Source organism: Streptomyces marianii (assembly GCF_005795905.1).
Taxonomy (GTDB): Bacteria; Actinomycetota; Actinomycetes; order Streptomycetales; family Streptomycetaceae; genus Streptomyces; species Streptomyces marianii.
Genome location: NZ_VAWE01000001.1, coordinates 3,129,712 through 3,150,330, shown reverse-complemented (window position 1 = coordinate 3,150,330; position 20,619 = coordinate 3,129,712). Strand labels below are relative to the sequence as shown.

Annotated in this window: 23 protein-coding genes; 12 read left to right on the top strand and 11 right to left on the bottom strand. The window is 72.3% G+C overall.

Annotated elements, in window-relative coordinates:
• Positions 1 to 283: 283 nt before the first annotated feature.
• Entirely contained in the window at positions 284 to 784 is a 501-nt protein-coding gene (locus tag FEF34_RS14045; RefSeq protein ID WP_138053501.1) for a hypothetical protein, read from the top strand.
• 109 nt (positions 785 to 893) lie between these two features.
• On the opposite strand, the gene FEF34_RS14040 is transcribed toward FEF34_RS14045, so the two are convergent.
• The 4 genes from FEF34_RS14040 to FEF34_RS14030 form a co-directional block, all read right to left on the bottom strand.
• Complete coding sequence (locus tag FEF34_RS14040) at positions 894 to 1,508, bottom strand: nucleoside triphosphate pyrophosphatase (protein ID WP_171052952.1); 615 nt, start codon at positions 1,506 to 1,508, stop codon at positions 894 to 896.
• Between the two features lie 428 nt (positions 1,509 to 1,936).
• Positions 1,937 to 2,065: a morphogenic membrane protein MmpB gene (gene mmpB / locus FEF34_RS43660; RefSeq protein WP_267905219.1), complete on the bottom strand. Its 129-nt coding sequence runs from the start codon at positions 2,063 to 2,065 to the stop codon at positions 1,937 to 1,939.
• A 116-nt stretch (positions 2,066 to 2,181) separates the two neighbouring features.
• Positions 2,182 to 2,388: an acyl-CoA carboxylase epsilon subunit gene (locus tag FEF34_RS14035; RefSeq protein WP_138053499.1), complete on the bottom strand. Its 207-nt coding sequence runs from the start codon at positions 2,386 to 2,388 to the stop codon at positions 2,182 to 2,184.
• 26 nt (positions 2,389 to 2,414) lie between these two features.
• Entirely contained in the window at positions 2,415 to 4,016 is a 1,602-nt protein-coding gene (locus FEF34_RS14030) for an acyl-CoA carboxylase subunit beta (RefSeq protein WP_138053498.1), read from the bottom strand.
• A 198-nt stretch (positions 4,017 to 4,214) separates the two neighbouring features.
• On the opposite strand from FEF34_RS14030, the gene FEF34_RS14025 reads away from it, so the two are divergent.
• The 6 genes from FEF34_RS14025 (at position 4,215) to hutH (ending at position 10,669) form a co-directional block, all read left to right on the top strand.
• Complete coding sequence (locus FEF34_RS14025; protein ID WP_138053497.1) at positions 4,215 to 5,105, top strand: biotin--[acetyl-CoA-carboxylase] ligase; 891 nt, start codon at positions 4,215 to 4,217, stop codon at positions 5,103 to 5,105.
• Positions 5,106 to 5,288: 183 nt separating this feature from the next.
• Positions 5,289 to 6,533, top strand: coding sequence for an adenylate/guanylate cyclase domain-containing protein (locus FEF34_RS14020; protein ID WP_138053496.1), 1,245 nt, complete (start codon positions 5,289 to 5,291; stop codon positions 6,531 to 6,533).
• A 44-nt stretch (positions 6,534 to 6,577) separates the two neighbouring features.
• The gene (locus FEF34_RS14015; RefSeq protein WP_138053495.1) at positions 6,578 to 7,408 is read left to right on the top strand and encodes an enoyl-CoA hydratase/isomerase family protein; all 831 of its coding nucleotides are present in this window, start codon (positions 6,578 to 6,580) and stop codon (positions 7,406 to 7,408) included.
• A 30-nt stretch (positions 7,409 to 7,438) separates the two neighbouring features.
• Entirely contained in the window at positions 7,439 to 8,572 is a 1,134-nt protein-coding gene (locus tag FEF34_RS14010; RefSeq protein WP_138053494.1) for a GGDEF domain-containing protein, read from the top strand.
• 52 nt (positions 8,573 to 8,624) lie between these two features.
• Positions 8,625 to 9,074, top strand: a complete 450-nt coding sequence (locus FEF34_RS42830; RefSeq protein WP_234043297.1) for a hypothetical protein — start codon at positions 8,625 to 8,627, stop codon at positions 9,072 to 9,074.
• Between the two features lie 38 nt (positions 9,075 to 9,112).
• The gene (gene hutH / locus FEF34_RS14000; protein ID WP_138057473.1) at positions 9,113 to 10,669 is read left to right on the top strand and encodes a histidine ammonia-lyase; all 1,557 of its coding nucleotides are present in this window, start codon (positions 9,113 to 9,115) and stop codon (positions 10,667 to 10,669) included.
• 500 nt (positions 10,670 to 11,169) lie between these two features.
• Here hutH and FEF34_RS13995 read toward each other — a convergent pair whose 3' ends face one another.
• A complete protein-coding gene (locus FEF34_RS13995) occupies positions 11,170 to 11,577 on the bottom strand; it encodes a hypothetical protein (protein WP_138053493.1) in 408 nt (135 codons plus the stop codon).
• Between the two features lie 120 nt (positions 11,578 to 11,697).
• Here FEF34_RS13995 and FEF34_RS13990 point away from each other — a divergent pair, with 120 nt between their 5' ends.
• The 4 genes from FEF34_RS13990 (at position 11,698) to FEF34_RS13975 (ending at position 15,878) form a co-directional block, all read left to right on the top strand.
• Positions 11,698 to 12,063 (top strand): hypothetical protein, encoded by a 366-nt coding sequence (locus FEF34_RS13990; RefSeq protein ID WP_234042392.1) that lies wholly within the window; start codon positions 11,698 to 11,700, stop codon positions 12,061 to 12,063.
• 265 nt (positions 12,064 to 12,328) lie between these two features.
• Positions 12,329 to 13,588, top strand: coding sequence for a L,D-transpeptidase (locus tag FEF34_RS13985; RefSeq protein WP_138053492.1), 1,260 nt, complete (start codon positions 12,329 to 12,331; stop codon positions 13,586 to 13,588).
• A 506-nt stretch (positions 13,589 to 14,094) separates the two neighbouring features.
• Positions 14,095 to 14,760 carry a response regulator gene (locus FEF34_RS13980; protein ID WP_171052951.1) on the top strand — a complete coding sequence of 222 codons (666 nt, stop codon included), beginning with the start codon at positions 14,095 to 14,097 and terminating at the stop codon, positions 14,758 to 14,760.
• Positions 14,757 to 15,878 (top strand): sensor histidine kinase, encoded by a 1,122-nt coding sequence (locus FEF34_RS13975; protein ID WP_138053491.1) that lies wholly within the window; start codon positions 14,757 to 14,759, stop codon positions 15,876 to 15,878. Before FEF34_RS13980 ends, FEF34_RS13975 begins: the two co-directional genes overlap by 4 nt.
• An 81-nt stretch (positions 15,879 to 15,959) precedes the next feature.
• Here FEF34_RS13975 and FEF34_RS13970 read toward each other — a convergent pair whose 3' ends face one another.
• From FEF34_RS13970 to FEF34_RS13945, 6 genes are all read right to left on the bottom strand, one after another.
• The gene (locus FEF34_RS13970; protein WP_325063631.1) at positions 15,960 to 16,151 is read right to left on the bottom strand and encodes a hypothetical protein; all 192 of its coding nucleotides are present in this window, start codon (positions 16,149 to 16,151) and stop codon (positions 15,960 to 15,962) included.
• A gap of 32 nt (positions 16,152 to 16,183) precedes the next feature.
• On the bottom strand, positions 16,184 to 16,582 hold the full coding sequence (locus FEF34_RS13965) for a DUF6247 family protein (protein ID WP_138053489.1): 399 nt from the start codon (positions 16,580 to 16,582) through the stop codon (positions 16,184 to 16,186).
• A 39-nt stretch (positions 16,583 to 16,621) separates the two neighbouring features.
• Complete coding sequence (locus FEF34_RS13960) at positions 16,622 to 16,831, bottom strand: hypothetical protein (protein ID WP_138053488.1); 210 nt, start codon at positions 16,829 to 16,831, stop codon at positions 16,622 to 16,624.
• Complete coding sequence (locus FEF34_RS44210) at positions 16,828 to 17,349, bottom strand: DUF3885 domain-containing protein (protein ID WP_407698279.1); 522 nt, start codon at positions 17,347 to 17,349, stop codon at positions 16,828 to 16,830. Before FEF34_RS44210 ends, FEF34_RS13960 begins: the two co-directional genes overlap by 4 nt.
• Positions 17,346 to 18,014, bottom strand: a complete 669-nt coding sequence (msrA, locus tag FEF34_RS13950) for a peptide-methionine (S)-S-oxide reductase MsrA (protein WP_138053487.1) — start codon at positions 18,012 to 18,014, stop codon at positions 17,346 to 17,348. Before msrA ends, FEF34_RS44210 begins: the two co-directional genes overlap by 4 nt.
• A gap of 141 nt (positions 18,015 to 18,155) precedes the next feature.
• Positions 18,156 to 19,262, bottom strand: a complete 1,107-nt coding sequence (locus tag FEF34_RS13945) for a hypothetical protein (RefSeq protein ID WP_138053486.1) — start codon at positions 19,260 to 19,262, stop codon at positions 18,156 to 18,158.
• Positions 19,263 to 19,345: 83 nt separating this feature from the next.
• Here FEF34_RS13945 and FEF34_RS13940 point away from each other — a divergent pair, with 83 nt between their 5' ends.
• A complete protein-coding gene (locus FEF34_RS13940; protein WP_138053485.1) occupies positions 19,346 to 20,494 on the top strand; it encodes a cystathionine gamma-synthase in 1,149 nt (382 codons plus the stop codon).
• Positions 20,495 to 20,619: the final 125 nt, after the last annotated feature.

Sequence of the window (20,619 nt, the reverse complement as noted above, 5' to 3'; positions counted from 1 at the left end):
GGTCGTGAGCTTCCCCACACGGAGGGTGATCCGGGGTGTGGCCGTGCTGTGAATGCCCTTGTGGCACCACGGTACGTCTGTTTTCTCCTGTGCAGAGTAGCCGTCAGGTGTGGTCAAGGTCTCTGCCTCGGCGGCCAGCGGCGACGCGCGTTTCTTTGTGGAGTCCCTACGAATGGCCGAATGATTCTTTGCCCGTGCCCGGGCCCTTGTCCGCGGGTTTACCCGTTAGTAGCGTTCGCCGTGTCGTTCGTACTGCTGGTAACAGAGACCGGGAAGCTAAGGGGTGGGCGCCGTGGTACGCAGAACGGTGGCCGTGGTGGCCGCCATCGTGCTCTATCTGGAAGCCGTCGGCATCGTGGTGATCAACGGCATCATGGCCACCTTCGTGAACGGCCAGAGCATGTCCGTGGACGGCCTCGATCCCGATGTCATGGCCGCCGGCACCTGGGTGATGGGAGGGGTCTTCGGGTTCTTCCTCGCCGTCTGCGGCACGCTCTTCCTGGTCGCCGCCCTCCGCGACCGCGGCCCCGGCCGCTGGAGCCGGGTGCTCCTGGTCAGCTGTGCGGTGGTGCACGGCGTGCTGGGCGCGCTGACCGTGGGGCTGGTCGGCTGGCACGCGTTCGCGTTCCTGATGGTGGTGCTGGGCCTGATCGTGCTCGCCCTGCTGCAGTACGGCGGAACGGAGCCCGAGGGGAGCGGGGGAGGGGCCGCGCCCGGCGGCACGGGCCCGTCGGTCTCCATGGACAAGGGGCCCGTCGTCGGCGACGGGCCGGCCACGGCCTGAGGCTTTCGGGAGCGGGCCCGGCCCGGTGCGGTCGGCGCCCGGCCGCGTCCGTGCGCGCCCCGGAGCGCGCGGTCCGTCCCGCGCCCGCAGATCTGCCCGCCCCTCCGCGTCAGGTCCAGAGGTCCGTGATGCCGATCCCCAGGTCCGCCAGCAGACCGCGCAGCAGCGGCAGCGACAGTCCGATCACGTTGCCGTGGCTGCCCTCGATCGAGTCGACGAACGGGGCGGATCGGCCGTCCAGCGTGAACGCGCCCGCCACGTGCAGCGGTTCGCCGCTCGCGACGTACGCGGCGATCTCGGCGTCGGTCGGTTCGCCGAAGCGGACCGTGGTGGAGGCGGTCGCGGAGGCGCGGCGGCCGGTGGCGCTGTCGATGACGCAGTGACCGGTCTGCAGGACGCCCGCACGGCCGCGCATGGACTTCCACCGGGCGGTGGCCTCTTCCTCGTCGGCCGGCTTGCCGAGGGCCTCGCCGTCGAGTTCGAGCACGGAGTCGCAGCCGATGACGAGGGCGCCGGCGGCCTCGGGGCGGGCGGCGACCGCGTCCGCCTTGGCCTCGGCGAGGGCGAGCGCGAGCGCGCCCGGCCCGGGCGCGGTCAGCGCGTCCTCGTCGACACCGCTGACGACGACCTCCGGGGCGAGCCCGGCGTCCCGGAGCAGTCGGAGGCGGGCGGGTGAGGCGGAGGCGAGGACGACGCGGCGGCGCTGAACGGTCATGCGGGCCATCGTAGGCGGCCCGGGTGACGGCCAGGAGGCCGATGCGGCAGCCCGCCCCCGGTGGGGGCGCCGGGACCGGCGGTGTGCACGGCACCGACGTCCCGGTCGGTGGAGAGGACCGTCCCCGGCCCGTGCCGGCTTGTCGCGGACCGGTGTCCGGAGCGCATGTCCCCGTGTCGGCTTGTCGCGTACCGGTGTCCGGAGCGCGTGTCCCCGTGTCGGCCCGTCGCGTACCGGTGTCCGGAGCGCATGCCCCCGTGCCGGCCCGTCGCGGACCGGTGGCAGGAGCGCATGTCCCCGTGTCGGCTTGTCGCGTACCGGTGTCCGGAGCGCATGCCCCCGTGCCGGCCCGTGGCGGACCGGTGGCAGCAGCACCCGTCCCTTCAATGGAGCCGGTGTCCCCTTGCCCGTCCCCTACCCGCACCCGGACCCGTCCGTCAGCGCAGTCCGACGACGAACATCGCGACGATCATGGCAAGCGCGAGCAGGATGCCGGCGCGGCGCAGCATCGCCTGCATGTCGCGCATCTCCTGCGGAGGTTCGTTCTCCGGGTCGGACCACAGCATGGTTCCGATGGTGGCGGCGGGACGCGAAGGGCGCCTGAGTACGGATACTCAGGCGCCCCGGTGGCAGGGGACCGGTCACGGATCGGCGGAGCCGTCGTGAACCCCCGCTCGGTGGCTCAGCCCGGCCAGTACGTCCGCGTCCACGCCCGCGGTCCCACTCGCAGCGCCCGGGCCCGGGCGATTCGGGCGGGGTCCGACCACTCCTCGGGCGGCAGCGGCGCGCCGGACACCGCGGAGGCCGTCGCGGCGGCGCGTGCCTGGACCACCGCCAGGGCGGCGGCCAGTTCCTCCGGGGTCGGGTTTCCCCGTACGACCCTGATCATCACTGCTCCTCGCGGTCCTCGGGGATCTACAGGGGGATGTTGCCGTGCTTCTTCGGGGGAAGGCTTTCCCGCTTCGTCCGCAGCTGACGCAGGCCCTTCACGATCTGGGCGCGGGTGTCGGAGGGCATGATCACGGCGTCGATGTAGCCGCGCTCGGCGGCGACGTACGGGTTGAGGAGCGTGTCCTCGTAGGCCGTGATCAGCTCGGCCCGCAGCTTCTCCTGGGCCTCGGCGTCCGGGGCGGCGGCGAGCGTGCGGCGGTGCAGGATGTTCACCGCGCCCTGCGCACCCATCACCGCGATCTGGGCGGTCGGCCAGGCCAGGTTCAGGTCTGCGCCCAGGTGCTTGGAGCCCATCACGTCGTACGCGCCACCGAACGCCTTGCGCGTGATCACGGTGATCAGCGGCACGGTCGCCTCGGCGTAGGCGTAGATCAGCTTCGCGCCGCGCCGGATGATGCCGCCGTACTCCTGGTCCACACCCGGCAGGAAGCCGGGCACGTCGACGAACGTGACCACGGGGATGTTGAACGCGTCGCAGGTGCGCACGAAGCGGGCGGCCTTCTCGCTCGCGTCGATGTCCAGACAGCCCGCGAACTGCATCGGCTGGTTGGCGACGATGCCGACGGGGAAGCCCTCGACCCGTCCGAAGCCGGTGAGGATGTTCGGGGCGAACATCGCCTGCGTCTCCAGGAACTCACCGTCGTCCAGCACGTGCTCGATGATCGTGTGCATGTCGTACGGCTGGTTGGCGCTGTCCGGCATCAGCGTGTCCAGCTCCTGGTCCTCCGAGGTGAGTTCCAGGGAGGCGTCCTCCGGGAAGGACGGCGGCTCGGACAGGTTGTTCGACGGCAGGTACGACAGAAGCGACTTGACGTACTCGATCGCGTCCTTCTCGTCGCCGGCCATGTGGTGCGCGACACCGGACGTGGTGTTGTGGGTGCGGGCGCCGCCCAGTTCCTCGAAGCCCACGTCCTCGCCGGTGACCGTCTTGATGACGTCCGGTCCGGTGATGAACATGTGCGAGGTCTGGTCGACCATCACCGTGAAGTCGGTGATCGCCGGCGAGTAGACGGCGCCGCCCGCACAGGGGCCCACGACCAGGGAGATCTGCGGGATCACCCCGGACGCGTGGGTGTTGCGGCGGAAGATCTCGCCGTACATGCCCAGCGCGCTGACGCCCTCCTGGATGCGCGCGCCACCGGAGTCGTTGATCCCGACGACCGGGCAGCCGGTCTTCAACGCGAAGTCCATCACCTTGATGATCTTCTGACCGAAGACCTCGCCCAGGGCCCCGCCGAAGACCGTGAAGTCCTGCGAGAACACGGCCACCGGCCGGCCGTCGACCGTGCCGTAGCCGGTGACGACGCCGTCGCCGTACGGGCGGGTCTTCTCCAGTCCGAAGTTGGTGGAGCGGTGCCGTGCGAGCTCGTCCAGCTCGACGAACGACCCCTCGTCGAGGAGGAGTTCGATCCGCTCACGGGCAGTCAGCTTGCCCTTGGCGTGCTGCTTCTCGACCGCGCGTTCGGAGCCCGCGTGCGTCGCCTCGTGGACACGGCGCTGGAAATCCGCGAGCTTGCCAGCGGTGGTGTGGATGTCGATCTCTTGGTGCTCTGCCGGCTCGGACATCGGGATGCGGCTCCCTGCCTGGTCACGGGGGTGTTGGCTACGTAAGGAGAGGTCTGGCTACTGACTCGTAGCGTATCGGCGCGGATACCGTTCGGCAGTGCGGCGTTGGCCACACCCCGTAGCGCTTGCGCGCAGGGCCCGACACGGTCCGCCTCCGCGGTTCGCGTCACGGGGACGGATGGGGCCAAGCTGTGCGGCATGACGCCTCACGACACCTCCGGCAGTCCGTCCGACGAGTTCACCGGCGGCCCCGCAGGCGGCCGCTGGTCCGATCTCGACCGCCCACCGCTCAACGCCGCCGCCCTGCGCCGCGCACTGATCCGCCCCGGCGGGCTGTGGACCTCGCTCGACGTCGTCGAGGCGACCGGCTCCACCAACTCCGACCTCGCGGCCCGGGCCGCGGAGCTCGGCGAGGGGGCCGTGCTCGTCGCCGAGGAGCAGACGTCCGGCCGCGGCCGTCTCGACCGCAGCTGGACCGCGCCCCCACGCTCCGGACTCTTCCTCTCCGTACTGCTGAAGCCCGACGTGCCCGTGGACCGCTGGGGGTGGCTGCCGCTGCTGACCGGTGTCGCCGCGGCGACGGGCCTGGCCAGGGCGGCCGGGGCCGACTTCGCGCTGAAGTGGCCGAACGACCTGATGGTGAAGGTGGCCGGGGAGGAGCGGAAGGCCGGCGGCATCCTCGCCGAGCGCGTGGGCGGCGACGGCGTCGTCATCGGCATCGGGATCAACGTCACCTTGCGCGCGGACGAGCTCCCCGTGCCGCGGGCGGGCTCCCTGGCCCTCGCGAACGCCGTCTCCACCGACCGCGACCCCCTGCTTCGGGCGCTGCTGCGCTCGCTGGAGGACTGGTACGGCATCTGGCGCGCGGCGAACGGCGACGCCCACGCCTCGCGGCTGCAGGAGACGTACGCGGCCGGCTGCTCGACCCTGGGGCTCACGGTCCGCGCCGAGCTCCCCGGCGACCGCAGCCTGATCGGCGAGGCGGTCGCGATCGACGGCGACGGACGGCTCGTGGTGACCACCCCCGACGGCAAGGACCACCCCATCGGGGCCGGCGACATCGTCCACCTGCGGCCGAACGGCCGGTGACCGGGGGTGCGGCCGTCCGGCGTGATCGGCCGGACACCCCGGACGGGCCGCGCCACCGGGACGTGAGCTAGGGCACACCTGCCGTATCGTTGAGGCCGCGCCGGGCTTCCCGCGGCCGTACGCGGACCGGCACGCACGACAGATCGGCAGGGCAGTGCGCAGGGATCGGGCAGGAGGCGGCCGGTGACCGTCGACGACAGCGCCTCCGGCGCGGACGCTTCCGGTGGGGACTCCCCGGGCGGAAGCGGGCCAGGGATGGAGCCTTCCGGCGGGGGCGCGTCCGCCGGGGCGGACTCCTCCGGGGGCGGCTCCGGCCGGAGGCAGACGTCGGACGTCCACCCGACGCCGCACCACGAGGTGGACCACACGGCCGAGCCGACCAAGGACCCGCTGGCCATCCGGCTGGAACAGCTGATCCTCGGCGCGGACCGCCGCTACACCCCCTTTCAGGCCGCAAGGACCGCCGGGGTCTCCATGGACCTGGCGTCGCGCTTCTGGCGGGCCATGGGATTCGCGGACATCGGCCAGGCCAAGGCCCTGACCGAGGCCGATGTGCTCGCGCTGCGCCGACTGGCCGGCCTGGTCGAGGCAGGGCTGCTGAGCGAGCCGATGGCGGTCCAGGTGGCGCGGTCCACCGGCCAGACCACGGCCCGGCTCGCGGAGTGGCAGATCGACTCCTTCCTCGAGGGCCTCACCGAACCGCCCGAGCCGGGGATGACCCGCACCGAGGTCACCTATCCCCTGGTCGAACTGCTGCTGCCGGAGCTGGAGGAGTTCCTCGTCTATGTGTGGCGCCGACAGCTGGCCGCCGCCACCGGCCGGGTCGTGCAGGCCGCGGACGACGAGGAGATGGTCGACCGGCGGCTCGCGGTCGGCTTCGCAGACCTCGTCGGCTTCACCCGGCTCACCCGGCGCCTGGAGGAGGAGGAGCTGGGCGAGCTGGTCGAGGCCTTCGAGACGACCTGTGCCGACCTGGTCGCCGCGCACGGCGGTCGGCTGATCAAGACCCTCGGGGACGAGGTGCTCTTCGCCGGGGACGACGCGGGGACGGCCGCGGAGATCGCGATGCGGCTGATCGAGACGCTGTCGCACGACGAGACCATGCCGGCCCTGCGGGTCGGCATCTCCTTCGGGACGGTCACGACCCGGATGGGCGATGTGTTCGGTACGACGGTGAACCTGGCGAGCCGGCTGACCTCGATAGCGCCGAAGGACGCCGTCCTGGTGGACGGGGCGTTCGCGGAGGAGCTGGCCCGCACCGGCGACGCGCCCACGTCGGAGGCGGAGGCCGCGGAGGCGGCGGCCGCCGCCGAGAAGGAGGGCGAGGAGCCCCCGTCGTACCGCTTCGCACTGCAGCCCATGTGGCAGCGGCCGGTGCGCGGGCTCGGCGTGGTGGAGCCCTGGCTGTTGACGCGGCGCCCGGCCTAGGATCACCTCCCGGTGAACCATCGTTAACCGGGAGGTCGTCGACTATGTCCGAGATCAGCTCCGAGGTCGGGTCCGAAAGCGTGTCCGAGCAGCGCTTCGGGGAGTTCGTCGCCGTACGCCGCCACGAGGGCGGGCACGTCGCAGAGCTGGTGCTCGACCGGCCCAAAGCCATGAACGCGGTCTCCACTGGGATGGCCGGTTCCATCGCCGCGGCCTGTGACGCGCTCGCGGCGGACCGGTCCGTCCGGGTGGCCGTCGTGACCTCGTCGAACGACCGGGCCTTCTGCGTCGGTGCCGACCTCAAGGAGCGCAACTCCTTCACGGACGCCGAGTTGGTCCGGCAGCGCCCGACCGCCCGCGCCGCGTACGCCGGGGTGCTGGAACTGCCGATGCCCACGATCGCGGCGGTGCACGGCTTCGCACTGGGCGGCGGGTTCGAGCTGGCACTCTCCTGCGATGTGATCGTGGCCGACGCGACGGCCGTCGTCGGCCTGCCCGAGGTGTCCGTCGGTGTGATCCCCGGCGGCGGCGGTACGCAGCTGCTGCCGCGGCGCGTCGGCGCGGCGCGGGCGGCCGAGCTGGTGTTCACGGCGCGGCGCGTGGAGGCCGCCGAGGCCCGGGAGTTGGGCCTGGTCGACGAGCTCGCCGACGACGCCCGCCCCGCCGCCCTCGCCCTGGCGGTCCGCATGGCAGCCAACTCCCCGGTCGGTCTGCGGGCCGCGAAGCGGGCGCTGCGGCTCGGCCACGGGCTCGACCTGCGGGCGGGGCTCGACGTCGAGGACGCGGCATGGCGTTCGGTGGCGTTCTCCGGCGACCGCGCCGAGGGTGTCGCGGCCTTCAACGAGAAGCGGAAGCCGGAGTGGCCCGGCGAGTGAAACCCGTACGAAAATCCCTAAGCTGGGGTAATGGGTGAGGATGTCCGGCTGCGAGCCGTCGTGGCGTTGGCACAGGCGATGGCGGCCGCACGCACACCGCGGGAGCTGTGGCGTGGCGCGGCGGCGGCCGCGTGTGACGCGCTGAGGGGGAGTTTCGCCGCGCTCTCCGTCTGGGAGCGGGATCGGGGGCGTCTGAAGGTGCTCGTGAACGCGGGGGCCCGAGCCCCGGACGAGGAGGAGTTCCCGGACGGCGAGACCTATCCGGTGCACCGCTTCCCCGAGATCACCGAGTTCCTGCACGAGCAGTGGGCGGGGGGCGGTGCTCCGCGCGCCTGGGTGGAGACGGCGGACGGCATGGCGGAGGGCGAACACGGCTACAGTCACCAGCGGGTCGACGCGCTGCGGCAGCGCGGGCGCGGCTGCTGCGTCGTCGCGCCGATCGTGCTGCACGGCCGGGCCTGGGGCGAGCTGTACGTAGCCCGTCCCGCGGGGGAGGCCGTGTTCGACCGGGACGACGCGGACTTCGCGACCGTGCTCGCCCAGGTCGTGGCAGCCGGGATCGCGCAGCAGGAGCGGCTGGAGGAGGTCCGCAGGCTCGCGTTCACCGATCCGCTGACCGGGCTCGCGAACCGGCGGGCCGTCGACGTCCGGCTGGACGAGGTGCTGGAGCGGCACCGGGTGGACGGCTCCGTGGTCTCGCTGGTGGTGTGCGACCTCAACGGACTCAAGCGGGTCAACGACACCCACGGCCACGCGGCGGGCGACCGGCTGCTGGAACGCTTCGGATCGGTGCTGTCGCTGTGCGGTGCGATGCTGCCGGGGGCGCTGGCCGCCCGGCTCGGCGGAGACGAGTTCTGTCTGCTCACGGCGGGCCCGTCCGCCGACGACGTCGTGAAGGTCGCCGAGGAACTCTGTGAGCGGGCCGGTGAGTTGAAACTGGGGGAGGGGGTCGCGTGCGGCGTCGCGTCCACCGGCGACCCGATCGGCGCGGTCCGCTCCGCCCGCCGGCTGTTCCGCCTCGCGGACGCCGCGCAGTACCGCGCGAAGGCCGCCCGGGCGACGGGGCCGGTGGTCGCGGGCCGGGACGACTCGGTGCTCCCGCTGGCGGACACCCCGCCGCCGTCGCCGCAGGACCGCCGCCGTTTCCGGGACGCCCGCCACTGAGTCGCGGCCGCGGTGCGAGCCGTCGCGGGGCGCTTCCGCGGTGCGCCCGTCCGTGCCGCGCCTGCCGCGCCTGCCGCGCCTGCCGGGGCGGTCGTTCCCGCCGGTGGTCGCGGTGGTCGCGGTGGTCGCGGTGGTCGCGGTGGTCGCGGTGGTCGCGGTGGTCGCGGTGGTCGCGGTGGTCGCGGTGGTCGCGGTGGTCGCGGTGGTCGCGGTGCTCGCGGTGCTCGCGGTGCTCGCGGTGCTCGCGGTGCTCGCGGTGCTCGCGGTGCTCGCGGTGCTCGCGGTGCTCGCGGTGCTCGCGGTGCTCGCGGTGCTCGCGGTGCTCGCGGTGCTCGCGGTGCTGCCGGGGCTCGTTCCGGGTGCGCTTCCGCAGCGGCAGGCCCCCGGGCTGTCGTGTCCGCGCCGCGTCCCGGGTCGGCCGCCGGCTCCTCCGGGCATGTGCGAGGCCGCGTCCGGGCAGTCGTTCGCAGGCCGTCACCGGTCCCGGCCGCCCACCCCGTGACAGAGAGGGATTCAATCCGTAGGGTGCTGAATATGGATATGCACACTGTCGTGGTGGGGACGTCCGGGACCACCGCCGAAGACGTCATCGCCGTGGCCCGCGGCAACGCCAGGATCGAGCTCTCCGACGACGCGCTCTCCGCGCTCTCCGCCGCGCGCGCGATCGTGGACGCCCTGGCCGCGAAGCCCGAGCCGGTGTACGGGGTCTCGACCGGGTTCGGCGCCCTGGCCACCCGGCACATCGGTCACGACCTGCGCACCCAGCTGCAGCGCAACATCGTCCGCTCGCACGCCGCCGGTATGGGTCCGCGCGTCGAGCGCGAGGTCGTCCGCGCCCTGATGTTCCTGCGGCTGAAGACCGTGGCCTCCGGGCACACCGGCGTACGCCCCGAGGTCGCACAGACCATGGTGGACGTCCTGAACGCGGGGATCACGCCGGTCGTGCACGAGTACGGCTCCCTCGGCTGCTCCGGAGACCTCGCGCCGCTGTCGCACTGTGCGCTGACGCTGATGGGGGAGGGAGACGCGGAAGGCCCCGACGGCACCGTCCGCCCCGCCGGCGAACTCCTCGCCGCCCACGGCATCGAGCCCGTCGAACTGCACGAGAAGGAGGGCCTCGCCCTCCTCAACGGCACCGACGGCATGCTCGGCATGCTGATCATGGCTCTCGCCGATCTGCGCAGGCTCTACACCTCCGCCGACATCACCGCCGCTCTCACGCTGGAGGGCCTGCTCGGTACGGACAAGGTCCTCGCGCCCGAACTGCACGCCATTCGCCCCCATCCGGGCCAGGCCGCCGCGGCCGCCAACATGAGCGCCGTGCTCAAGGGCTCCGAGCTGACCGGCCACTTCCAGGAGGAAGAGGCCCCTCGCGTCCAGGACGCCTACTCGGTGCGCTGCGCACCTCAGGTCGCCGGTGCCGGGCGGGACACCATCGCCCACGCCGCCCTGGTCGCCGACCGCGAACTCGCCGCCGCCATCGACAATCCGGTGGTGCTGCCCGGTGGAGGCCCCGGGGCGGGCAGGGTCGAGTCCAACGGCAACTTCCACGGCGCGCCCGTCGCGTACGTGCTCGACTTCCTCGCCGTCGCCGCCGCCGATCTCGGCTCCATCGCCGAGCGCCGCACCGACCGGCTGCTGGACAAGAACCGCTCGCACGGCCTGCCGCCCTTCCTCGCCGACGACGCGGGCGTGGACTCGGGCCTGATGATCGCCCAGTACACACAGGCGGCGCTCGTCAGCGAGATGAAGCGGCTCGCAGTCCCGGCCTCCGCCGACTCGATCCCCTCCTCAGCGATGCAGGAGGACCACGTCTCCATGGGCTGGTCGGCCGCGCGCAAGCTGCGCACGGCCGTCGACAACCTGGCCCGGATCATCGCCGTCGAGCTGTACGCGGCGACCCGCGCGATCGAACTCCGCCGCGGTCTCACTCCCGCGCCCGCGAGCCAGGCTGCCATCGCGGCCCTGCGTGCGGCGGGCGTGGACGGACCCGGGCCGGATCGTTTCCTCGCACCGGAACTGGCAGCCGCCGAGGCGTTCGTCCGGGACGGGCGGCTGGTCGGGGCCGTGGAGTCGGTGACCGGTCCACTGGCCTAGGTGTAGTGCCGCGTCAGGCGACGTTCGCCCCGTCGCGGCGCCCGGCACGGCGACTCGCGGCGTTGCCGGATCAACCGAGTAGGCCCCCTACGGGGTCGATCCGGCGCCTTGCGTTCTTCCCCTCGGCCCGGGAGGGCCTGGGGAGGCCCCACTCCCTCGGCCGGAGGGCCTGGGGAGGCCCCACTCGCTCGGCCGGAGGGCCTGGGGAGGCCCCACTCGCTCGGCCGGAGGGCCTGGGGAGGCCCCACTCCCTCGGCCGGAGGGCCTGGGGAGGCCCCGTGCACCGGACGCCGCTCCTTGACGGGCAAACCTCGCCTGCGCGGCACTAGAAGGCTTGTCGCCCTCCCCGGCGACCCGTGGCCGTCGCGGCGTGCGCCGTCCCGCTGCCCGTCGCCCCGCCGTCCCAGGTGCCCCGCACCGAAGGGCCTCCTCAGCCGGGGAGGCCCTTCGACGTTGCTTCGGGCGGCCGGGGCGGACGGCCCCGCCCCGGCCTTGGCGGGTCAGACCAGCCGGCCGCCGCTCCTGCGTGCGGCATAGCTCACGAACCCTGCACCGACCCCGAGGAAGAGCGTGCCCCCGACGAGATACGGCGTCGTGTCCACGCTTCCGGTGTCCGCCAGCGACAGCCCCTGCGAGCCGCCCTGCGGGGCCTCGGCGCCCGCCGTGACGCCGTCCGCGGCCCGGGTGTCCCCGGCGCCCCCGGTGTCGGGCACGGCCGCCGCGCCGCCCGCCGGGTCCGTGTCCCGGCTGCCGTAGGCGACGGCAGAAGCGGAATCCCCGGACGGGGACCGGTCCGGCTGCCCCTGCTCACCGTTGGCCGTGGCGTTGGCCGAGGGCACGAACCACAGCGCGCAGAGCAGGGAACCGGCCGCGGCGGCGGTCAGCAGCGGACGACGAGCGACGGGCACGGGAAACGATCCCCCTTGTGACAGCGGCGAATTGACCGTGTGAGGCGATGCTCCGGCGATGCTAATGAAAGCAGCGGGTCGCAGGAAAGTCGGGAGGCCCCGCGCTCTAGTCTCCGTCGTATGACCACTTCTGAGACATCACGCTATGTGCGGCTACACGTCGAATTGGTGCTGGAGGTGGCCGAACCGGAAGAGCTCGCCGGGGCGGCCCTCGACCGTATCGAGACGGACGAACTCATGCCGGACGAGGAGCGCGCGCACGCCTCCTCGTCCGTGAGCGACGACTCCGCGGAGGCCCTGGCCTACCTCGTCGACCCGTTCGGCCTGATCGGCGACGTTCCCGGCGTGGAACTCGCCCAGGCGTCGTGGAGCTGTGAGCAGATCGACTACGACCCCGACGCCGACGACTGGGATATCGACGAGGAAGATGGGGAGACGGACGAGGACGGGCAGGACGACGGGGCGGACCGCGCTGGGCGCCCGTGACGTGGCGGGAGCCGGGCGGACCGACCGGGCCCCGGGCGCCGCGGGCGGCGCTCGGGGCCCGTCCCCGCCCTGCGGGTCCACAGGAAACGGGTCCACAGGAAAGTCGTGAAGGATCGCCGGAACCCGAAACGGGAGGGCGCGCAACCGCAACCGGCGCGCCCTCGGGTGCGTCGATGAGTGGTGTTGCCCACAAAATCCGCCAGGACTGGAACCAGGCGGGACGTTTTGGGTCTTCTTGATAGAGATCGCAGGTAAATCGGTGACGATGGAGAAGCGTGTGATGACGGACAGCAAGCGGCGCGGACGTCTGACCGTGTCCGCCCTGCTCGGCGGCGTACTGGTACTCACGGGCTGCAGCAGCGCCGATGCCGACGGCCCCGGTGCCGAGGCGAAGAAGTCGCAGGAGCAGGTGGACGAGGCGGCCGCCAAGGACGCCTCGGACGCCCGAATAGTCATCTCGCCCAAGAACGGCGCGACCAACGCGAGCATCAACAACGACGCCAAGGTCAGCGTCAGCGAGGGCACGCTCACCGAGGTCACCATGACCACGGGCGACGGCAAGGCCGTTGAGGGCACGCTCAGCGACGACGGCAAGAGCTGGAAGCCCAACGGGCAGCTGGAGCGCGCCACCGTCTACAAGATCACGGCGTCCGCCAAGGACGGGAAGGGCCGCGAGGCGCACGAGAACTCCTCGTTCACCACGGTCTCGCCCGACAACAGCTTCATCGGCAACTTCACGCCCGAGGACGGCTCCACCGTGGGCGTCGGCATGCCGGTCTCGATCAACTTCAACAAGGCGATCACGGACCGCAAGGCCGTGCAGTCCGGCATCACCGTCTCCTCCAGCAGCGGCCAGGAGGTCGTCGGCCACTGGTTCAACTCCCAGCGGCTGGACTTCCGCCCGGACGACTACTGGCAGGAGGGTTCCACGGTCACGCTGAAGCTGAACCTGGACGGTGTGGAGGGCGCCGACGGCGTCTTCGGCGTCCAGCAGAAGACGGTGACCTTCACCATCGGGCGCAACCAGGTCTCCACCGTGGACGCTTCCGCCAAGACCATGACGGTCACCCAGGACGGCAAGACCATCAAGACCATCCCGATCTCCGCCGGCTCGCCCGAGAACCCGACCTACAACGGTCGGATGGTCATCTCGGAGAAGTTCAAGGAGACCCGGATGAACGGGGCCACGGTCGGCTTCACGGACGACGACGGCAAGGGCGAGTACGACATCAAGGACGTCCCGCACGCCATGCGGCTGTCCACCTCCGGCACGTTCATCCACGGCAACTACTGGGGCGCCGACTCGATCTTCGGCAGCGCCAACACCAGCCACGGCTGCGTGGGCCTGAACGACGTCAAGGGTGCCGGCGACCCGAAGCAGCCCGCGGCCTGGTTCTACGACAACTCGATCGTCGGTGACGTCGTGGTCGTCAAGAACTCCAAGGACAAGACGATCCAGCCCGACAACGGCCTCAACGGCTGGAACATGAGCTGGGCGGACTGGAAGGCCGGCTCGGCGGTCTGATCCCGCGACGGGCCCGTCGGCCCGCCCGGAGGACCAGCCGCTCGTCCACCGAACCTGCCGCACGAAGGCGGTGGCACCCGGGTCGCACCGGGGCCGCCGTCTTCGTCGTTGGTGCTCGTAGGCGTTGGGCGCTACCTGTCGGTCGTACGTGTCACGACGTCGGACGCCTCACCGCCCCTACGCGTATGAGCGTGTCCCGGCCGGCGCGCGTCCGACGGCGCCCCGCCACTGCGGGCGGCCGTACCGCAGCCAAGCGCGGGAGGCGGCGGGACAGCACCGTCCGGCGTGACGGAACTGCTCAGCCGGGCGTCGGCACGGGCGGCCCGCCCCGAGTTCCCGTCGCGGGGCACGGGAGGCCGCCCTCGTCAGCGGGCCGGGGGCCGGAGAACGGCGGCCCGCCACCGGCCCCGGACGGGTCTGTCCCACCCCTCTCACCCGCGCGGCTCACCGCCCGCCATGGTACGAATCGGACAGTGGTCCCACGGGGCACGGCGAGCGGAGCACGCGTGATCCGGGTAATGGTGGTCGACGACGAAGCCCTGATCCGCACGGGCTTCCAGCACATCCTCGACGCGGCCGACGACATCGAGGTCGTGGCCGCGGTCCCCGGTGCCGAGGCGGTCCGGACCGCCGAGGAGTCCCGCCCCGACGTCGTACTGCTGGACATCCGGATGCCGGACGTGGACGGACTCACCGTCCTCGGCGGCCTGCGCCGCCTGCCGCACCCTCCGGTCGTCGCCATGCTCACGACGTTCGACATGGACGAGTACGTGGCGACGGCACTGCGTGCGGGTGCCGCCGGCTTCCTGCTCAAGGACACCGACCCCGAGGGACTGCCGTTCCTGGTGCGGACCCTCGCAGACGGCGGAACCGTCCTGTCGTCCAAGGTCACCAGGACCGTCGTGGACGGCTATCTCGACGCGGGCCCCGAGGAGACCGCCGCACGCGGCATCGCCCGGCTGAGCGACCGGGAGCGCGCCGTACTCGTGCTGATCGCCGAGGGACTCTCCAACGCCGACATCGCCGCCCGGATGCACCTGGGCACCGGCACGGTGAAGGACCACGTCAGCGCCATCCTCACCAAACTCGAAGTGGCCGGCCGGGTCCAGGCCGCCCTGCTCGCGGAGCGGGCCGGCCTGCTCAGGCCGCCCCGGGACCGGGAGGCGCCATGACCTCCCGCCGCGTGCCTCCCCCCGTGATGGACGCCGCGCTGGTCGGAGTGGCACTGCTCGACGTCTGGGTCAACGTCACCGCCGCCGAGCCGCTGCGCCTGGGCTTCGCCCTGGTCGCCGCGTTCGCCCTCGCGCTGCGCCGCCGGGTGCCGCTGCTCGTCTTCCTGATCACGCTGCCCGCCGTCGCCCTGAACGACGCGATCTTCGCCGGGCTGGCCGCCCTCTACACCCTCGCCTCGCTGTCCCGCCGCCGGATCCTGCTCGCCGTCTGTGCGCTGGCCTTCACGGTCAGCGACATGACCTCGTGGCCGTATCCCCACTTCGATCCCACAAACGCCGCCACCCTCATCACCCTCGGCTACACCGCCGCCACGGCTGCCGCGCCCGTCTTCCTCGGCCAGCTCGTCCAGACCCGGCGCGATCTCTCGCTGCGGCTGGCGGAGATCTCCGAGGCGCGGGACCACGAGCGGCTGCTGACCACCCAGACCGTCCTGGCCAAGGAGCGCGCCCAGCTCGCCCGCGAGATGCACGACGTGGTCTCCCACCAGGTCAGCCTGATCGCCGTACGGGCCGGAGCACTCCAGGTCGGCACCCGCGACCCCGAGGTCAGGGACGCGGCGGCGACGATCAGGCGGCTGAGCGTGCAGACCCTGGACGAACTGCGCCACATGGTCGGCGTCCTGCGGGCCTCCGGCGGGCGACCCGCCGAACTCACCCCCCAGCCGTCCATGGCGGACCTCCAGCGGCTCGTGGACGGCAGCGGCATCCGGGCCGAACTGCACACCGGCCCCTGGGCCTCCGGGAGCGGACCCGACGGGCTGCCGCCGACCGTCCAGCGCGCCGTCTACCGCACCGTCCAGGAGGCCCTGACCAACGTCCGCAAGCACGCGCCCGGCGCCACCGCAACCGTCCGGGTGGGGAGCGACGGCGGCGCGGTCCGCGTCACGGTCACCAACACGGCCCCGACCCGTCCCGCCCTGCCCCTCCCCAGCGCCCACTACGGCCTCGTCAGCCTGCGCCAGCGCGCCGAGCTCCTGGGCGGCACGGTCGACTGCGGCTCGACGGCGGACGGCGGCTACGAACTCCGCCTGGAGCTACCGGTGCAGGGCCACGTCTGACGGTCACGATGCATACGGCATCCTGGACGAGCAGGGCGAGCGGGATCTGCCGGTGAGTGGAGTGCCCGGCCGCGCGTCCGCCTACAGCGCGGCGAACGGCGGCACGATACGGACCACGATGATCAGCGGGTCACGCGGCGCCACCAGGGAGTAGAACCAGCCGCCGGCCGCGTCCATTCGGCGCAGTCCGCCCGGCCTCGGTCCATTGCCGAGGCCGCTGACGTCGATGCCCGTATCGGCGAGTTCGACAAGCTGGCCGACCAGACGTTCCACTTCCGCCACCACATGATCAGGAATGCCGCCCGTCACATGGTCGTGATCGGGGTCGTACTCCCAGCGCCGGCCCCCGCTCGCCGGGCCGGGAGACCGATGACCGCGTGTGCTTCGTCCAGGATGACGCCGATTTCGGATGCCGCCCGTCGCGCCTGAGCCGCGTCGCCCGTCTCGGCCATGTCCTCCCATCGCCGGAGGTCGGCGGCGAGGCCGGGCTGACGTTGGATGTGGACGTAGACGGCCCACTGGGTGATGAACCGCTGGAGCGGGGCCAGATCCGAACCCTGCCTGGACTGGTCGGCGGCCTGGTCCAGCTCGCGGGTGAAGGCCGGGAGCGCGGCGGGCGCGATCTGTCTCACGGCCTGCCGCAGCGCGGCAACCGTGGCAGGCGGCCGGGGGATGAGCGGTTGCCCAGCGGCGGAGGTGGTCATGGCTACTCCCATGGGCGCGATTCTGATGCCGGAGACCGCCTAGCTGATCCAGGTCTCCCAACGCATTTGGGAAGGCGGGCACTGCCCGTCGGCAACCGCGTCGTCGTAGGAGTAGTCCGGCCCTCCGAAGAACACGCAGTCCGTGTATACAGGCTGTGCGGCGTACCAGCCGACGGTTATCAGGACCACGGCTGCCAGGGAGCAGATGAGGTGCCGTGCCGAGGGTGGCCCGGAGATTGGTCGGATCATGGCCGTGATCGTACGGTGGCCGTGGCTCCTTGCTGGTCAGGGTCGTCGGCTGGAGGCGCCGAGGCGAGGCCGGTCGGGCACGACCGCCCCCAGTCGGTCGCAGAGGGGGCACTCAACTCGACACCCGTCCCTCGGATACCGCAGCAGCCCGCCGGGTTCTTGTCGAGGTACTGCCGGTCCGGGTCGGGGTCCTCCCGGTCCACCTCGGTCCACCAGTGAACGCCGCCGCGGTGCAAGGACTCCCGAGGGCTGGGGAGGCCGGCGGGCCCGGTCGGCGTGGTCGACCAGTCCATGGTCACCACGAACACGTCCAGGCCCGTGAACGACTCGTCGAGGATCGTGTTGTACCGGTCCAGGGCGATCGCGTACTCGTCCTCGGACTCGGGGTGGCGCTTCGAGCCGGGCAGGCTGTGGAAACGCACCCGGCAGTCCGGGTATGTGCTGCGGAACGTGTCGGCGACCGGCGGACCCGAAGGCCGCCGGTCCCGCCACAGCTCGGGAGCGAGGTCATGACTCACTTGTCGTGTGCCGGAGCCACACCGATCGGGCAGGACACGCCCGTCCCTCCGATACCGCAGTAGCCCGCCGGGTTCTTGTCGAGGTACTGCTGGTGGTATCCCTCGGCCGGGTAGAAGGCCCGGCCCTCCGCGGGCAGGATCTCCGTCGTGATCGTGCCGTGGCCCGCGCCCGTCAGCACCTTCTGGTACGCGACGCGGGATGCCTCCGCGGTCTCGGCCTGGGCCGGTGTGTGGGTGTGGATCGCCGAGCGGTACTGGGTGCCCACGTCGTTGCCCTGGCGGAAGCCCTGGGTCGGGTCGTGGGCCTCCCAGAAGACCTTCAGCAGCTGCTCGTAGGAGACGACCGACGGGTCGTACACGACGCGGACGGCCTCGGTGTGGCCGGTGAGGCCCGAGCAGACCTCTTCGTACGTCGGGTTCGGGGTGTAGCCGCCCTGGTAGCCGACGAGCGTGGTCCACACGCCCCCGATCCGCCAGAACGTGCGCTCGGCGCCCCAGAAGCAGCCCAGACCGAAGTCGGCGACCGCCAGGCCCTCGGGGTAGGGGCCGAGGAGCGGGTTGCCGAGGACGGTGTGGCGGGCGGGGACGTCGAACTCGGGGGTTTCGCGACCGCGCAGGGCCTGGGCGGGGTTGGGCAGCTCAGGGACGCGGCGGTTCAGGAACATGCGCATCTCCTCCGGGAGTGGTTGCACCCCCCAGAACGCATTCCGGGCCCGCGGGATTCCCCGTTGCCTTTTGCGTGGCCCCGCAATGGGGCCCCTGGCCCCCGGGCCCGGAGCGGCCGGCCGAGTGGCAGTTCCGTGCCGTCAGTGCGGCAGCGTCGCGGGGCTGCCGCCGTTCGCCTCGTAGCCCGCGACCGCGAGCGCCCGGTAGACCGTGTACTCACCGGCCGGGTCGCTGCCGTGGGTCCAGGGCAGCGCGCCGACGTGGCCGTCGACGCAGACCAGCTGGTGCATGGCCTCGGTCCAGCGCTCGGACCTGACCAGGAAGAAGATCAGCAGATGGCGGACGTGCGGGAGGACCGGGTCGTTCGCCGGCGCGTGGTGCGCGGCGTGCAGAGCACCCTCCACGGCCTTGGTGACGACCGCGCTCTGGTAGAAGCCGGAGACCAGGTTGACCTCGGGCAGGTGCTCGTACACGGCGAACAGCGGCAGGGCTGACAGCAGCGAGCCCTGGGGCGCGCGGGCGGCCGAGGTGGTCGCGAAGTGGTCGGCCTCCTCCCGCGAGCCGTGCCACTTCTCGCACCAGTAGTGCAGGGCCGCGAGGTGGGCGCCCATGTGCGCGGGCGCGCGGTCGATCACCTTGGCCCACACCTGGTCGAACTGCTCGTGGGAGTAGCCGAGCCCTCGGGCCACGGCCAACTCGGTGATGTACGGGACGGGGTCGCCCGGCGCGAGCAGGGCGGCCTCCCCGCACACCGAGCGGGCCTCCTCCAGGATGATTCGGAAGTCGTCGCTGCCGGCTCCGCCGGAGGACCGCCAGGCCTGCTGCACCAGGAACTCCGCGTGGACGGCGGCGCCGCCCGCGTCCTTCGGCGACTCCGCGCGCCAGGCGCGCAGCCACGATCCGCCGGTCCCGGGCTGGTGCTGGAGCTCAAGCGAAGCGGCGCCCGCGAACGCCTGCACCCGCTGCCAGCGCTGCTCGCCCTCCTTATCGGTGCCCGCGAGCAGCTGGGACGCGGCCCGCCAGTCCTGGGTGCGCTGCACCAGGTCGAGTACGTCGAGGAGGTCCTGGTCGGGCCCGGGCAGCCGCAGGTCGAGTTCCTCCTGGCGCACGAATCCGTAGGTGGCGGGGTCGGCGGCGTCCGGTGAACCGGGGGCGACCTGTCGTACGGCGTGGCGGCGGCGCATCACGAACGGGCCGATCGCGGCGGCCAGCAGACCCAGCGCGATCAGGAACCAGAGAATCTCCATGGGGCCATTGTCCCGGACGGCCGAGCGATGGGAACCGGCCGGGGAGCCCCCGGTGCCCGACGGGGGGACTACCCTCGGGTCGCATGAGTGACCACCACAGTTTCGAGACCCTCGCCATCCACGCGGGCAACACCGCCGACCCGCTGACCGGGGCGGTCGTCCCGCCGATCTACCAGGTGTCCACCTACAAGCAGGACGGTGTGGGCGGGCTGCGGGGCGGTTACGAGTACAGCCGCAGCGCCAACCCGACCCGTACGGCGCTGGAGGAGAACCTCGCGGCGCTGGAGGGCGGCAGCCGTGGCCTGGCGTTCGCCTCCGGGCTCGCCGCGGAGGACTGCCTGCTGCGCGCGCTGCTGGTGCCCGGCGACCACGTGGTGATCCCGAACGACGCCTACGGCGGAACGTTCCGGCTGTTCGCCAAGGTGGTGCAGCGCTGGGGCGTGGAGTACTCGGTGGCGGACACCTCCGACCCCGCGTCGGTGCGGGCCGCCCTCACCGACCGTACGAAGGTGATCTGGGTCGAGACCCCGTCCAACCCGCTGCTCGGCATCACCGACATCGCCGCCGTCGCGGACATCGCCCGCACGGCCGGGGCGAAGCTCGTCGTGGACAACACCTTCGCCAGCCCGTACCTGCAACAGCCCCTCGCACTCGGTGCGGACGTGGTCGTGCACTCGCTCACCAAGTACATGGGCGGTCACTCGGACGTGGTCGGCGGGGCGCTGGTCACGGCCGACGCCGGTCTCGCCGAGGAACTGGCGTACCACCAGAACGCGATGGGCGCGGTGGCCGGGCCCTTCGACTCGTGGATCGTGCTGCGGGGCATCAAGACGCTCGCGGTGCGCATGGACCGCCACAGCGAGAACGCGGCGCGGGTCGCGGAGATGCTCAGCGGCCACCCGAGGGTGACGCGGGTGCTGTACCCGGGTCTGGAGGAGCACCCGGGGCACGAGATCGCGGCGAAGCAGATGAAGAACTTCGGCGGGATGGTCTCGTTCCAGGTCCGGGGCGGCGAGGAGGCGGCCGTCGAGGTCTGCGACCGTGCCCGGCTGTTCACCCTCGGTGAGTCCCTGGGCGGTGTCGAGTCGCTGATCGAGCACCCGGGCAGGATGACGCACGCCAGCGTCGCCGGCTCCGCGCTGGAGGTCCCGGCGGACCTGGTGCGGCTGTCGGTGGGCATCGAGTCGGCGGACGATCTGCTGGCTGACCTCCAGCAGGCACTGGGCCGGTGACGGACGTGCCGCGGGTCCGGCCGGGGAGTCCTGGAGACATGTGCTCCCCCGCGCTGCCGGGCGCGCGGCCCCCTGCCCGGCCGGCGGTGAACGTCCCGGCTCGTGCGCCCGGGGCCCGTGTGCCC